The following is a 13,945-nucleotide window of genomic DNA, read 5'->3' as shown; positions in this document are numbered from 1 at the left end:
CTTAGAAGCGGAAGTGGCTGAAGGCCTTGTTGGCCTCGGCCATGCGGTGCACTTCGTCACGCTTCTTCATGGCGCCGCCACGGCCTTCCGTGGCTTCCATGAGCTCGTTGGCCAGCCGCAGGGCCATCGACTTCTCGCCGCGCTTCTTGGCGGCTTCCTTGATCCAGCGCATCGACAGAGCGAGGCGACGCACCGGACGAACCTCGACCGGGACCTGGTAGTTGGCGCCGCCGACGCGGCGCGACTTCACTTCGACCATGGGCTTGACGTTGTTGATCGCCATGGTGAAGGCTTCCACGGGGTCACGGCCCGGGTTCTTCTTCTCGATCTGCTCGAGGGCACCGTAGACGATGCGCTCGGCGACCGCCTTCTTCCCGCCTTGCATGATGACGTTCATGAACTTGGCGAGTTCGACATTGCCGTACTTGGGATCCGGCAGGATTTCACGCTTAGGGACTTCGCGACGACGCGGCATTTCTGACCTCTTTTCCTTGCTTCAGTTGGCCGGCCCTTGCGGGTGGCCGCGGGAGCCATCAGGACATCCCACTTACTCGACCCCATCGACGCGGGTCACTTCGCCTGCCGCAGCCTGCCATGGCTGGACAGACACCGACAAACACGTATTGGCTTCTTAGGCCTTCTTCGGGCGCTTGGCGCCGTACTTGGAGCGGGCCTGCTTGCGATCCTTCACGCCTTGCAGGTCCAGCGAGCCGCGCACGATGTGGTAGCGCACGCCCGGCAGGTCCTTCACGCGGCCGCCGCGCACGAGCACCACGGAGTGCTCCTGCAGGTTGTGGCCTTCGCCGCCGATGTAGGAGATGACCTCGAAGCCGTTGGTCAGGCGCACCTTGGCGACCTTCCGCAGGGCCGAGTTCGGCTTCTTCGGCGTCGTGGTGTACACGCGGGTGCACACGCCACGGCGCTGGGGGCTGTTCTGCATCGCGGGGGACTTGGACTTGGTCTTTTCGACCTCGCGCCCCTGACGCACGAGTTGGTTGATGGTTGGCATTGAACGTCCCTAAACGTCTGTGAAATCGCTGATCGCCGCGGCTGCGGCGACACAAATGTTCCCCGCCCCAAATTGCGGGAAAGCCCGCGAGTATATCCCGGCTGGTGAAAACCCGCAAACGGATGGGCGGGGCGGCCCTACTTGATCCAGAGCCGCACGGCGTCCCAGGCCCGGCCGAAGATTCCGGCCTGCTCCACGCCTTCCAGGGCGACCAGCGGCACCTCGCTCAGCACCTGGTCGCCCGCCAGGATCCTGAGGGTGCCGACCTGCTGGCCCTTGCGGATGGGGGCGACCAGCGGATCCGGCCGCGCCACCTGGGTCTTGATCCTGGAGCTGCTGCCCGTCGGCACGGCCAGCACGATCGGCTGCTGCTGGCCGAGCTTGACCGTGTCGTCCGAGCCCTTCCAGACCTGCGGCTGGAGCACCGGCTGGCTGGCATCGAAGAGCTTCAGGCCTTCGTACGCCGTGTAACCCCAGTTCAGCAGCTTCTGTGCTTCGTTGGCGCGGGCCGTCTCGCTGCTCGCGCCCAGCACGACGGCCAGCAGCCGCCGGCCCTGCAGGTTGGGAAAGTCCCGCCTGGCCGTGGCGATGAGGCAGTAGCCCGCGGCGTCGGTGTGGCCCGTCTTCAGCCCGTCGACGGTCGGGTCGCGGAACAGCAGCATGTTCCGGTTGGTGTCGTTGGCCGTCGGCGTGCCCTGGTAGCGGTATTTCTTGATCGCGTAGTAGTGCAGGTCTTCCGGGAAGTCCTGCATCAGCCGGGTGGCGAGGAGACCCAGGTCGCGCGCCGTGGTGACGTGGCCGGGTGCCGACAGCCCCTCGGGGTTCTTGAACGTGGTGTTCTTCATCCCCAGCGCCTTGGCCTGCTGGTTCATCAGTTCCACGAAGTGCTCCACCGTGCCGCCCACGGCCTCCGCCAGCGCCACCGTGGCGTCGTTGCCGGACTGGACGATCATCCCCTTGATGAGGTCGTCCACCGGCACCTGCATCTTGGGGTCGATGAACATGCGCGAGCCGGGCATGCGCCAGGCGCGTTCGCTGACCTGGATCTTCTGCTGCAGGTCGATCTTCTTCGCCTGCAGCGCCTGGAACACCAGGTAGCCGGTCATGAGCTTGGTGAGCGACGCCGGCTCCACCGGGGCGTCGACCTCGCGCGAGGCCAGGACCTGGTTCGCGCTCACGTCGAGCAGCAGGTAGCTGCGGGCGGCGACTTCGGGGGGCTGCGGCACCTGGGCGGCCGCGAAAAGACAGAAAAAGACCAACACGGGCGCGAGGAGCGCCTGCAACCAACGGGAATTCATTCGACTGCGCGCAGGTGGCGGACCACCAGGTTCTTCAAGAGGGGCAATTGTCCGTGAAAGAAGTGCTCGACTCCTGGAACGACCGTAACGGGCAGTGACTGCGGGCGGGCCCAGTCCAGGGCCGCGGACAGGGGCACCGTCTCGTCCACCTCGCCGTGGATCACCAGCGCCCGCTCGTGCGCCTCGGCCGGCAGCGGGGGCACCGGGAAGCGCGAGGCGGCCGTTCCCACCAGCACGACGGCGCGGACGTCGCGCGTGCCCCAGAGCGCCTGCAGGGCCTGGGCGCTCACGTAGGCGCCGAAGGAGAAGCCCGCCAGGGCGAGCGGGCCTTCGGAAGCCAGCTCGCGCACCACCGTGAGGAAGTCCTCGGCCTCGCCGCGGCCCTCGTCGTAGCTGCCCTGGCTGGCGCCGACGCCGCGGAAGTTGAAGCGCAGCGCCGTCCAGCCCGCCTGCACGAAGCCGCGCGCGAGCGTCTGCACCACCTTGTTCTCCATGGTGCCGCCGAAGAGCGGATGCGGATGCGCGATCACGGCGATGCCGCGCGACGCGCCGTCGGGCGCATTGCGCAGCAGCTGGATGCGTCCGGCCGGGCCCTCAAGCTCCAGCCGTTCGGTCATTGCGATCATCAGCGCCCCAGGTGCGGAGGCGTCAGCAGCCGCTCGACCACCTTGCCGTTCTGCAGGTGCGATTCGACGATCTCGTCGATGTCCTTCTCGTCGACGTACGTGTACCAGACGCCTTCGGGATACACCACCGCGATCGGGCCGCCCTGGCACCGGTCCATGCAGCCGGCCTTGTTGACGCGCACCTTGCCCGGGCCGTTGAGGCCGCGCGCCTTCACCTGCGCCTTGCAGTGGTCGAAGGCGGCCTGGGCGTTGTGGTCCGCGCAGCAGGCCTCGCCGTTGGTGCGCTGGTTCAGGCAGAAGAAGATGTGGTGTTCGTAGTACTGGGGCTGGGAAGGCGCGGTCATGCCGGGATTCTAGGAGGCGGCTCCGGGCGCGAGACGCGCAGCAGCACATAGACCAGCACCGCGTAAGGCCAGAGCCACCCGAGCCACTGCGCCAGCCCGTTGAAGCGGATGAAGCGCCCCTGCTCCCACGCCTGCAGGGTGTCCGTGAAATAGGCGCTGGCCGGCGCCTGGTTCAACACGCTCAGGTGCACCACCAGTACCAGCAGCAGCACCGCGGCACAGCCGCGCCGGGGCACGGCCAGCATCAGCGCCGAGAGCACCAGGCCGAACAGCAGCCCCAGGCGCACCGGCAGGCTCAGCCAGGCCCAGGCGTGCGCCGGTCCCCAGCTCAGCGCCGCCGACAAGGCGGTGACCAGCGTGCCGACGCCGATCGCCAGCAGCGCGAACACGGCGCGGCGGCCGGTGGAGCGCAGGATGGTGTATCCGAGCAGGCAGGGCACGAAGGCACCCAGGGCCACGCACAGCAGTTCGGCGGCCGGAACCAGCGGCTGCAGCTCCACGTCGCGCACCGGCAGCCATTCGAGGAAAGGCGTGTCCTGCAGCCAGTCGGCGATGAAGAGCTCCAGCCGCTCCAGCACCTGGCCCAGGCCCAGCGGCACCGCGGCCGGGAACAGCAGCGCGAACGGCCACAGCGCCAGCAGCACCAGCGCCCCCCGCGCCTGTGGGATGAACCAGCGCTCGCGAAAGCGGCTCCAGTGCGCCAGCACGCCGGCGAGCTCCAGGCCCGCGGCCAGCGCCGCGCCGACCAGCGTGCCGAGCGCGTTGAGTCCGAAATCGACGTTGGAGGCGACGCGCGAGGGCAGGAAGTTCTGCAGCGACTCCATGCACAGCGACAGCAGCGTGCCCGTCGCCAGGGCCACGGCCACCGCGGCGATGTTCGGGTGCGAGGCGAACAGGCGCACGTTGCCGCGGCGCAGGAAGCTCAGGGCCAGCAGGAAGCCGAGCGGCACGTAGCCGACCACGTTGGCCGCGACGTCGAAGCCGGTCCAGTAGCGCGGCCAGCCGGCGAACAGGAAGTCCCAGGGCGGGATCTGCTGGTCGCGCCACCCCGAGAAGGGGTACAGGCTCGCATACACCACCAGGACCGCATAGGCGCCCGCCAGCGGCCACGCCGAGGTCTTGTGCATCCAGCCTCCGCCCGCGCTAGAACGGCTTCAGGACGACGAGGAGCGTGGCGCCGAGCAGGAACAGCACGGGCAGCTCGTTGAACCAGCGGAACCACACGTGGCTGCGCGCATTGGCCCCGTTCTCGAACTTGCGCAGCAGCACCGAGCAGGCGTGGTGGTAGCCCACGATCAGGATCACGACCAGCAGCTTGGCGTGCATCCAGCCCTGCCCGCGCCCGACGCCGATGCCCAGCCAGAGGTACAGGCCCAGCGCCAGCGCCGGCACCGCGATCATCGTCATGAACTTCAGCAGCTTGCGCGCCATCAGCAGCAGGCGCTGGCGCTCCGCCTCGGAACCGGCCGGCACCATCGCCAGATTGACGAAGATCCGCGGCAGGTAGAACAGGCCGGCGAACCAGCTGGCCACGAAGAAGATGTGGAAGGCCTTGATCCAGAGCATGGGGCGGAGTGTACGGAGGGCCCATGCTGCAGGTCGTTGCGGACCGGCGCCCAAAAAAAAGCCCCGGCTTTCGGCCGGGGTGGGAAGCCTTTTTGCTGTCACACATCAAGGCGCCCGCTCAGGGAGGAAAAGCGGGGGGCGGCAAGCCGCCCGAGCCGTAATTTAGCAGCGCACAGTTCGGCTTTCAAGCAGAAAGGCTTAAGTTCTCTGACGCACGGCAAGCACTTCACGCCGGCGGGCGGCAGCCCTCCGGAAACCTCGAAAAACCAGCTTCCGCCCCGGCTTGGGGCACAATTTTCGTTATGACTTCCTTCTTCGCCCCCTACCCCCATGGCCGGCCGCGCCGCCTGCGGCGTGACGAGTTCACGCGCAACCTGGTGCGCGAGCACGCCGTGACGGCGAACGACTTCATCTATCCGGTGTTCGTGCTGGACGGCCAGAAGCAGCGCCAGCAGGTGGCCTCCATGCCCCGCGTGGAGCGCGTCAGCGTCGACCTGCTGCTGCCGGTGGCGGAGCAGTGCATGCAGCTGGGCGTGCCCTGCCTGGCGCTGTTCCCCGTCATCGACCAGTCGCTGAAGACGCCGGACGGCCGCGAGGCCTTCAATCCCGAGGGCCTGGTGCCGCGGGCGGTGCAGCGCCTGAAGAAGGAATTCCCCGAGCTGGGCGTGATGACCGACGTGGCGCTGGATCCCTTCACCAGCCACGGCCAGGACGGCCTGCTGGACGAAACCGGCTACATCCTCAACGACGAGACGGTGGCGGTGCTGGTCAAGCAGGCGCTCACGCAGGCGCAGGCCGGCGTGGACATCGTCGCGCCCTCCGACATGATGGACGGGCGCATCGGCGCGATCCGGCAGGCGCTGGAAGGCGGCCGCCACATCCACACGCGCATCATGGCGTACAGCGCCAAGTACGCGAGCGCCTTCTACGGCCCCTTCCGCGATGCCGTGGGCTCGGCCTCCAACCTGGGCAAGAGCAACAAGAAGGTCTACCAGATGGACCCCGGCAACTCCGACGAGGCGCTGCGCGAAGTGGCGATGGACCTGGCCGAAGGCGCCGACATGGTGATGGTCAAGCCCGGCATGCCTTACCTCGACATCGTGCGGCGGGTGAAGGACGAATTCAAGGTCCCGACCTTCGCCTACCAGGTCTCGGGCGAATACGCGATGCTCAAGGCCGCCGCCGCCAACGGCTGGCTGGACCACGACCTGGTCATGATGGAAAGCCTGCTCGCATTCAAGCGGGCCGGGGCTGACGGCGTCCTGACCTACTTCGCCCTCGAAGCCGCGCGCAAGCTGCGCGCCTAGTGCAATCAGAGGAAGCGGCAGCTTGCACATCGTCGCATTCGGCGCCGGCACGCTCCGATTCCTCGACCAGCTTCCGGCGCGCGCACCGCAGGACGGCTTCCTCTGGATCTACCTCGAACGCGAGCACCTGGAGGAAGACCTGCCGCTGCTGCAGCGCGCGGCCCAGGGCCTGGGCGGCTCGCCGCTGCTGGACCTGCACGTGAAGGACCTGGGCAACCGCGCCCACCCTTCCAGCTACGACTACACCTCGGTCTACGACCTGGTGATCTTCCGCCGGCTGGCCACCGAGGCCGAAGTGCGCACCGAGCTGGGCGAGGAGGCGGTGACGAAGAGCACGCCGCTGGCCGCGTTCAGCCGCATCCGCACCCGCGCGCTGGGCTTCGTGGTGTTCGACCGCCTGCTGATCACGGTGCATCCGGCGGGCTGCTTCGCCGCCCGCTCCTTCATCGAGCGCTACCTGCAGGACGCCCTGCACAGCGAAGGCCTGAGCGCCGCCGCCCGCTCGCGCCTGCCCACCAGCGCCGCGGACCTGATGCTGCGCATGCTGAACCTGGTGGTCGACAGCTACCTGGAACTGCGCAAGGTGCTCAGCACCGAGCTCGATCGCTGGCAGCTTGCCCTGCTCGCGCCGGGCAACACGGGCGAGGCGGACTGGGCCGCGCTCATGACGGCGCGCAACGCGCTGCACACCTTGCAGGACCTGTGCGAGGAGCAGAACGACGCCATGCAGGAATGGCTGGACAGCCAGCGCGAGCAGCCGCCGCCCTGGATGTCGCAGGCCGAACGCGACGGCCTGCTGGCCCGCGCCCGCGACGTGGTGGAACACGTCGAGCGGGTGGTGCACCACGTCAACCGCATGGAGCAGAGCGCCGAGACGGCGGTGCAGATCCACTTCTCCGCCGTGGGCAACCGCACCAACGACATCATGCGCACGCTCACCGCGCTCACCGCCATCTTCCTGCCGCTGAACCTGATCGCGGGCATCTTCGGCATGAATTTCGAGCTGCTGCCGCTGACGCACCAGGCCGCGGGCTTCTGGTGGACACTGGCGTCGATGGGGATCATCGCCGTCCTGCTCGGCATCGTGTTCTGGCGCAAGCGCTACCTGGCGCGCACGGGCCGGTGAGGCCCCGCATGGAGCATCCCAACCACGCCAACCACTCGGCCTACCGGCGCCCGCGCAGCGTGGCGGACGTCACGCGCGAGAACGTGCACGCCATGCGCAAGCTGGAACAGCTGGCGGTGGCCAAGCGCACCGCCGCCGACCGGATCGCCGAGTTCGTGGCCCGCTTCTGCGGCAGCATCACCTTCGTCTGGATCCATGCGGTGGTGTTCACGGCCTGGATCGCCTGGAACGCGATCCCCGCGCTGCCGCACTTCGATCCCTACCCCTTCACCTTCCTCACGCTGGTGGTCTCGCTGGAGGCGATCTTCCTCGGCTCCTTCATCCTGATCGCGCAGAACTACGAGATGCGCGTGACCGAGCGGCGCAGCCAGCTGGACCTGCAGATCAACCTGCTGGCGGAGCAGGAGAACACCAAGATCCTGCAGATCCTGGACCGCATGTCGCGCAAGATGGGCCTGACCGAGGAGGACGACCCGGAGGTGCGGGTGCTGGAACAGGCGACGCGCCCCGAGACCCTGGCGCGCCAGATCGAGGACGCCCTGCGCGAGCACACCGGCCAGCCACCGCTGCAGCGCGAGAAGGACAAGGCCGCGCGCTGAGGCACGGCGCTTCTCGTTCCCAGATTCTCAGAACAAGGGCGCGGAGATGCCTTCGGCGGCGAACACGCGCTGCACCGCCGGGCGCTCGCTCACGCGCTGCAGCCAGGGTGCGAGGTGCGCGCGCTCGCGGGCCTTGCCGCCGCCGAAGTTGCGCGTCCAGCGGCACAGGGTGAAGGCATAGGCGTCGAGCGCGCAGTAGCCGGCGCCGAGCAGCCACGGGCCGCCGTGGCGGGCCACCAGCGCATCGAGCTGGTCCAGCAGGGGCTGCACCCGTTCTTGCGCCCGCGCCTTCACTTCGGCCGCCGCTTCGGCATGGCCTTCCCGCACCCAGCGCTCGGGATAGAAATACACCATCAGCGTGGCCTGCAGCGTGTTGGTGAGCCACACGAGCCACTGGTGGAAGTGCGAGCGATCCGGCGTGCCGGGCGCGGGGGCGAGCCGCGCCTGCGGGTGCGCGTCGCACAGGTGCAGCACGATCGCCGCCGTCTCGTAGACGACGAAGTCGCCGTCGGCCAGCACGGGCAGGGTGCCGTTCGGATTGAGCTTCAGGTACTCGGGGCGCTTGTGTTCGTCCCGCGCCCGGTCGACGAACACGCGCTCGTAGGGAACCCCCAGCTCCTCCAGCAGGATGTGCGGAATCATCGCCGCGGTGGCGGGGTAGTGGTACAGCTTCAGGCTCATGGGGTCTTCAATCCGAACAGCGCGGCGCCATTCTCCCAGGCGATGCGGCGCTGCACCTCCGGCGGCAGGTCGGCCAGCCAGGTCCGGTAGCCCTGCATCGTGTCGTCGTATTGCAGCCAGCGCTGGTTGACCCAGGTGTCGGACCCGAGCAGGAAGCGCGTCGGGTACTTGAGGAGCAACTCGCGCCATTCGGCACAGAGCTTGCCGCCTTCGCAGGTGAGGCCCGGCCGGTAGGAGAGCTCGCCCATCAGGCGCGGATACTTCGCGAGCAGCTGCTCCACCCGCGCGACCGGTGCGCCGCCGATGCCGGTGTGGGCCCAGATCAGGCGCACCTTGGCGCCCTTCGAAGGCGTGTGGGCCATGAGCAGGTCGATCGCCGCGTCGTCGACGTGGGCCAGCACCGCGAGCTCCTTCTCCTCCGCCAGCGCCATCAGCTTGCGGGCCACCGGCCCGTTGGCGTTGGCGGACTCGTACAGGTGGAACTCGCCCAGCCCGCGGTAGGGGCCGGCCGCGGTGCCGCGCGCCAGCTCCGCCTGCACCATCCGGTAGATCGACTCGTCGCGGAACCAGTTGCCGTAGTCCGCGCGGTTGCGGTACAGGCGCACGAAGGGCACCACGGTCACACCCGCCTGGCGCGTCTGCGGCGCCTGGGCGAGCGAGCGGGTGCCTTCGTTGGGCCGGGAGTTGGCGATGATCGCGCGCACGCCGTTGCGCTGCATGCGCGCGAGCACGTCCGGCAGCGGGTGCGGGCCTTCGCTGCCGTTGAACGCCTCCTCGTTGTAGTGCAGGTGGGCGTCGAAGATCGGGCCGGTGTAGTCGGCGGCGCCGGCGCCGGCCGCGAACGAGAAGGCGAGCGCCAGGGCAGCGAGGGCCCGGGTCCCCGCCTGCGCGGGGACGACAAGGAAGGCCATCAGCCGACGTGCCTGGCGAAGAACGCCAGCGAACGCTCGCGCGCCAGCTTGGCCGCCTCGGCGTTGTAGGAGCCGCGCTGGTCGCAGTTGAAGCCGTGGTTGGCGTGGTAGAGGTGCACTTCCACCTCCGGATGCGCACGCTTGAATGCCTCCACGCTTTCCACCGGGATCCAGTGGTCCTGGTCGCCGAAGTGCGCCAGCACCGGGCACTTGGGCTTGCGCGCCACTTCGTCCGGCGTGGTGACGCCGCCGCCGTAGTAGGGGACGGCGGCGCTCAGGCCGTCGAGGGTGCAGGCCGAACGCCACACCAGCAGGCCACCGTAGCAGTAGCCGACGATGCCCACCTTGCCGGCCTGGGCGGCGTACCGGATCGCGGCCTGGATGTCCTGCATCACGCCGGGCGCAGGCAGGTTCTCGGTCGCGTTCTTCAGCGCCATGCCCTGCGTCATGTCGTCCTGTTCGTAGCCGAGCTCCACGTCCGGCTTGACGCGATGGAAGATCGCCGGCGCGATCGCGAGGTAGCCCTGCTCCGCATAGCCATCCGCCACGCTGCGGATGTGCGAGTTCACGCCGAAGATCTCCTGGATCACGACGATGCCGCCTTTCGCTTGCCCCTTGGGCTGCGCCACGTAGGCGGGAATGGCCTGGCCGTCGGCGGCCTTGATTTCGGTGGACTGGCCCATGGTTTGTCTCCTGTGCGGGTGTTGGTTTTCGGGAAGGCGCGAGCTTCCCTCAGCCGCCATGCCCCGTCAACCGACGGGCTTTTGATGTAATGGCGGCTCGCGCGGCTGGAGCGCGGCAGTGGAGACGAAGAATGGAAGAAGTCCTTTTGGTCACCGGCGGCAGCCGCGGCATCGGCGCGGCCACCGCCGTGCTGGCCGCGCGCAAAGGCTACAAGGTGGCCGTGAACTACACCCGCAACGAAGCGGCGGCGCAGGAGGTGGTGGGCACGATCCGCGCTGCGGGCGGCACGGCGCTCGCGCTCCAGGGCGATATCGCCGAGGAGCGGCAGGTGCTCGCGCTGTTCGAGCAGGTGGACGCGAAGCTGGGGCGCCTCACCGCCCTCGTGAACAACGCCGGCGTCGTGGATCGCCCGCAGCGCGTCGACGAGATGAGCCTCGAGCGCCTGAAGCGCATGTTCGACATCAACGTGATCGGCAGCTTCCTCTGCGCGCGCGAGGCGGTGCGGCGCATGAGCACGCGCCACGGCGGGCGCGGCGGTGCGATCGTCAACGTCTCGAGCGCCGCTTCGCGCCTGGGCGCGCCGGGCCAGTACGTGGACTACGCCGCGGCCAAGGGCGCCATCGACGCCTTCACCATCGGCCTGGCCAAGGAAGTGGCGGCCGAAGGCATCCGCGTGAACGCCGTGCGCCCGGGCCTGATCGAGACCGAGATCCACGCCTCGGGCGGGCTGCCCAACCGCGTGCGCGACCTGCAGCACCAGGTGCCGATGCAGCGGGGCGGCAGCGCCGAGGAGGTGGCGCACACCATCCTGTGGCTGCTCTCGCCGGAGGCGAGCTACACCACGATGTCGCTGGTCGAAGTCTCGGGAGGCCGTTGATGGCGGTGACGATCTGGTGGGAGGACATGGTGCCCGGCACCGTGCGCGAGCTGGGCACGACCTCGGTGACGAAGGAGGAGATCAAGGAGTTCGCGGCGAAGTACGACCCGCAGCCCTTCCACCTCGACGAAGAGGCGGGGCGGCGCTCGATGTTCGGCGCGCTGGCGGCGAGCGGCTGGCAGACCTGCGGCCTGGCGATGCGCCTGACGGTGGACAACCTGCTGCGCCACACCGACAGCAAGGGCTCGCCGGGGCTGGAGAGCCTCAAGTGGCTCAAGCCCGTGTACCCGGGCGACGTGCTGTCGCTGCGGCACACGATCCTGGAGTCGCGGGCGCTGCGCAAGCGCCCCGACACCGGCATGGTGCGCGCGCGCTGGGAGCTGTTCAACCAGCAGGGCGACAAGGTGATGGAAATGGAGGGCTACGGCTTCTTCGGCCGCCGCACGCCCGCCACCGCCGAGGAACTCGCGCGCATCGACGCGCAACGCGCCGCCGCCTGAATGGACTTCAAGCCGCTCATCACGCTGCTGGCGATCGTCAACCCGCCGGCGATCATCCCCTTCTTCATCTACTACACGCAGGGGTTGTCGGCGGCGCAGCGGCGGCACACGGTGGTGGTCTCGGCGATCTCCGCCTTCCTGGTGATCGCGGCGAGCGCGCTGCTCGGGATCCGCATCCTGGAGTTCTTCGGCATCTCGCTGGCGAGCTTCCAGGTGGGCGGCGGCATGCTGCTGCTCATGAGCTCGCTGAACATGCTCAGTGCCAAGCCGGCCGAGGACAAGCCGGCCAGCAACGAGCTCGAAGCGGGCGCCGAGAAGGCTGCCATGGGCAACAGCATCGCCGTCGTGCCGCTGACGATCCCGCTGCTGACGGGGCCGGCGACGATGTCCACCGTGGTGATCTACGCCGAGCGCGCGCGCACGGCGCTGGACCTGTCGGTGCTGGTCGGCTACGGCGTGGTGATCGGCGTGGTGACGGCGGTGTGCTTCGCGCTCGCGGAGCCGATCGCGCGCGTGCTGGGACGCACCGGCATCAACGTGCTCACGCGGCTGATGGGCCTGATCCTCGCGGCGCTGGCCGTGGAGGTGATGGCCGAAGGCCTGGGCAAGCTGTTCCCGATCCTCGGGCGCGTGGCCGGCGGCCTCTGAACGCAGGGCGCGCCTTCGCGGGACCGGGTTCGACAACCTTGCGCCGCGACGCAAACCGGAGTACAAAAAAGGCACTCCCCTCGGCTCACGGGGGGCCCGCGCTGTCCATGGCGGCACCCCGTCGGCTGAATCCGGTTCAGCCCGTGCCGGTCGCAAAAACGATCGACCAGCCGCCCCCGCCGTGGATGACGCGTTCACGCACGGGGGTCACCATGGACACACTCCTTGGCCTGCGTAGCTGGAAATCGCGCGCGACGGACTGGGTCGCCGCCGCGGTGGCAGGGTTTGCCGCGGGCGCCCTGCTGATGGTGCTGGACCTGATCTGGTCCGCGATCTTCAACCCCGGGGGACCCTGGCGAACGGCGCACATGATCGCGCCGGTCTTCCTCGGCGTGGATGCCTTGCGCACCACCGGCTACGGCTTCAACGCGGGGGTCGTGGCCGTGGCCCTCGGCGTCCACTACGTGATGGGCACCCTGTTCGGCGTGGTCGCCGGCTGGGTGCTCGCGCAGCTGGAGCTCGATGACCGACCCGTCCACGCCGGCACGGCGGGGGCGGCGATGGGCATCCTGCTCTACCTTTTCAACTTCCACTTCGTGGTGGTGCGTGCGCTGCCCTGGCTCGCCGAACTGGTCGGCGGCCCGACGCTGACGGCGCACGTGGTGTTCGGGGCCGTCACCGGCCTGCTGTACTGGAGGCTCAACCGTCTGACGGAGCGCTAGCATGGCCATCGCCATCGTGCTGGTCGTCCTGGCCGCGGGCTCGGTGCTGTTCCACTTCCTGAGCCCCTGGTACTTCACCCCCATCGCTTCCAACTGGGGCGCCATCGACACCACGATCTCGATCACCTTCTGGGTGACCGGCATCGTGTTCCTGGCCGTCAGCGGGTTCACCGCGTGGGCCGTCTGGCGCTACCGGTACCGCAAGGGCCAGCGCGCCTCCTACGAGCCGGAGAACAAGAAGCTCGAATGGCGGCTGATGATCGTCACCACGCTGGGCGTCGCCGCCATGCTGGCGCCAGGCCTCGTGGTGTGGGCCCGCTTCGTGCAGCCGCCGCCGGAAGCCGACGTGGTGGAAGTGGTCGCGCAGCAGTGGAACTGGAGCTATCGCCTGCCGGGGCAGGACGGCAAGCTCGGCACGGTGGACGCGCACTACGTGACCGAGGCCGACCCCTTTGGCATGAACCCGAGCGACCCGAACGGGCGCGACGACGTGCTGGTGGCCAGCCCCGAGCTGCACCTGCCGGTGAACCGGCCGGTCAAGCTGCTGCTGCGCTCCAAGGACGTGCTGCACAACTTCACCGTCACCCAGGTGCGGGTGAAGATGGACCTGGTGCCCGGGCAGGTGACGCGCGTGTGGTTCACTCCCACCAAGACCGGCAGCTACGACCTGCTGTGCGAGGAGCTGTGCGGCATCGCCCACTACGCCATGCGTGGGCGCGTGGTGGTGGAGGACAGCAATGCCTTCCAGGCCTGGGTGGCGGCGCAGCCGACCTACGAACAGGCGAAGGCGCGGGTGGCCGGCGACCCCGGTGCCGGCCAGGCGCTCTATGCCGTCTGCGCGGGCTGCCACGGGCCGCAGGGCGAGGGCAACGTGGCGCTGAACGCGCCCAAGTTGAGCGGCCAGCCGGTGTGGTACGTCGAACGGCAACTCAAGCAGTTCAAGCAGGGCGTCCGCGGCGCGCACGAGAAGGATACGTTCGGCAAGATGATGGCGCCCATGGCCGCCACCCTGGCGGACGACGCCGCCATCTCCAACGTCGCCGCGTA

18 protein-coding genes are annotated in these 13,945 nt (G+C 68.8%); 8 read left to right on the top strand and 10 right to left on the bottom strand.

Features of this window, described 5'->3' with window-relative positions; genetic code table 11:
- Position 1: 1 nt before the first annotated feature.
- The 7 genes from rpsG to VFM98_RS20965 form a co-directional block, all read right to left on the bottom strand.
- Positions 2-475, bottom strand: coding sequence for a 30S ribosomal protein S7 (gene rpsG / locus VFM98_RS20995; protein ID WP_135251794.1), 474 nt, complete (start codon positions 473-475; stop codon positions 2-4).
- A gap of 156 nt (positions 476-631) precedes the next feature.
- Positions 632-1,009 carry a 30S ribosomal protein S12 gene (gene rpsL / locus VFM98_RS20990; RefSeq protein ID WP_027477404.1) on the bottom strand — a complete coding sequence of 126 codons (378 nt, stop codon included), beginning with the start codon at positions 1,007-1,009 and terminating at the stop codon, positions 632-634.
- Between the two features lie 137 nt (positions 1,010-1,146).
- A complete protein-coding gene (locus VFM98_RS20985; protein WP_325111836.1) occupies positions 1,147-2,307 on the bottom strand; it encodes a D-alanyl-D-alanine carboxypeptidase family protein in 1,161 nt (386 codons plus the stop codon).
- Positions 2,304-2,933: an alpha/beta hydrolase gene (locus VFM98_RS20980; protein ID WP_325111835.1), complete on the bottom strand. Its 630-nt coding sequence runs from the start codon at positions 2,931-2,933 to the stop codon at positions 2,304-2,306. Before VFM98_RS20980 ends, VFM98_RS20985 begins: the two co-directional genes overlap by 4 nt.
- The gene (locus VFM98_RS20975) at positions 2,933-3,277 is read right to left on the bottom strand and encodes a (2Fe-2S) ferredoxin domain-containing protein (RefSeq protein WP_325111834.1); all 345 of its coding nucleotides are present in this window, start codon (positions 3,275-3,277) and stop codon (positions 2,933-2,935) included. Before VFM98_RS20975 ends, VFM98_RS20980 begins: the two co-directional genes overlap by 1 nt.
- A complete protein-coding gene (locus VFM98_RS20970) occupies positions 3,274-4,404 on the bottom strand; it encodes a VanZ family protein (RefSeq protein ID WP_325111833.1) in 1,131 nt (376 codons plus the stop codon). Before VFM98_RS20970 ends, VFM98_RS20975 begins: the two co-directional genes overlap by 4 nt.
- A gap of 16 nt (positions 4,405-4,420) precedes the next feature.
- Positions 4,421-4,843 (bottom strand): CopD family protein, encoded by a 423-nt coding sequence (locus VFM98_RS20965; RefSeq protein ID WP_325111832.1) that lies wholly within the window; start codon positions 4,841-4,843, stop codon positions 4,421-4,423.
- A gap of 302 nt (positions 4,844-5,145) precedes the next feature.
- Between VFM98_RS20965 and hemB the strand changes: the two genes are divergently transcribed.
- Genes hemB through VFM98_RS20950 form a run of 3 tightly spaced genes read left to right on the top strand, consistent with a single transcriptional unit; the run spans position 5,146 to position 7,875 of the window.
- Entirely contained in the window at positions 5,146-6,150 is a 1,005-nt protein-coding gene (gene hemB / locus VFM98_RS20960) for a porphobilinogen synthase (RefSeq protein ID WP_325111831.1), read from the top strand.
- Positions 6,151-6,172: 22 nt separating this feature from the next.
- Entirely contained in the window at positions 6,173-7,276 is a 1,104-nt protein-coding gene (locus tag VFM98_RS20955) for a magnesium transporter CorA family protein (protein ID WP_325111830.1), read from the top strand.
- Positions 7,277-7,284: 8 nt separating this feature from the next.
- Positions 7,285-7,875, top strand: a complete 591-nt coding sequence (locus VFM98_RS20950) for a DUF1003 domain-containing protein (protein WP_325111829.1) — start codon at positions 7,285-7,287, stop codon at positions 7,873-7,875.
- A 27-nt stretch (positions 7,876-7,902) separates the two neighbouring features.
- Here the strand turns inward: VFM98_RS20950 and VFM98_RS20945 are convergent, their stop codons facing one another.
- Genes VFM98_RS20945 through VFM98_RS20935 form a run of 3 tightly spaced genes read right to left on the bottom strand, consistent with a single transcriptional unit; the run spans position 7,903 to position 10,150 of the window.
- The gene (locus VFM98_RS20945) at positions 7,903-8,556 is read right to left on the bottom strand and encodes a glutathione S-transferase family protein (protein ID WP_325111828.1); all 654 of its coding nucleotides are present in this window, start codon (positions 8,554-8,556) and stop codon (positions 7,903-7,905) included.
- Positions 8,553-9,467: an amidohydrolase family protein gene (locus VFM98_RS20940; RefSeq protein WP_325111827.1), complete on the bottom strand. Its 915-nt coding sequence runs from the start codon at positions 9,465-9,467 to the stop codon at positions 8,553-8,555. Before VFM98_RS20940 ends, VFM98_RS20945 begins: the two co-directional genes overlap by 4 nt.
- On the bottom strand, positions 9,467-10,150 hold the full coding sequence (locus VFM98_RS20935) for a dienelactone hydrolase family protein (protein ID WP_325111826.1): 684 nt from the start codon (positions 10,148-10,150) through the stop codon (positions 9,467-9,469). The genes VFM98_RS20940 and VFM98_RS20935 overlap by 1 nt, the downstream gene beginning before the upstream one ends.
- A gap of 131 nt (positions 10,151-10,281) precedes the next feature.
- Here VFM98_RS20935 and VFM98_RS20930 point away from each other — a divergent pair, with 131 nt between their 5' ends.
- From VFM98_RS20930 to VFM98_RS20910, 5 genes are all read left to right on the top strand, one after another.
- On the top strand, positions 10,282-11,028 hold the full coding sequence (locus tag VFM98_RS20930) for an SDR family oxidoreductase (RefSeq protein ID WP_325111825.1): 747 nt from the start codon (positions 10,282-10,284) through the stop codon (positions 11,026-11,028).
- Positions 11,028-11,528 carry a MaoC family dehydratase gene (locus VFM98_RS20925; protein WP_325111824.1) on the top strand — a complete coding sequence of 167 codons (501 nt, stop codon included), beginning with the start codon at positions 11,028-11,030 and terminating at the stop codon, positions 11,526-11,528. Before VFM98_RS20930 ends, VFM98_RS20925 begins: the two co-directional genes overlap by 1 nt.
- A complete protein-coding gene (locus tag VFM98_RS20920; protein ID WP_325111823.1) occupies positions 11,529-12,176 on the top strand; it encodes a MarC family protein in 648 nt (215 codons plus the stop codon).
- A gap of 212 nt (positions 12,177-12,388) precedes the next feature.
- Positions 12,389-12,898 (top strand): hypothetical protein, encoded by a 510-nt coding sequence (locus VFM98_RS20915; RefSeq protein WP_325111822.1) that lies wholly within the window; start codon positions 12,389-12,391, stop codon positions 12,896-12,898.
- 1 nt (position 12,899) lies between these two features.
- A partial coding sequence (locus VFM98_RS20910; RefSeq protein ID WP_325111821.1) for a c-type cytochrome occupies positions 12,900-13,945 on the top strand: 1,046 nt, incomplete at its 3' end.

It is taken from the genome of Ramlibacter sp., assembly GCF_035706265.1.
In the GTDB taxonomy this organism is placed as follows: Bacteria; Pseudomonadota; Gammaproteobacteria; order Burkholderiales; family Burkholderiaceae_C; genus Ramlibacter.
Note: the sequence above shows the minus strand (reverse complement) of the source record. Positions and strands in the feature narration are given on the sequence as shown.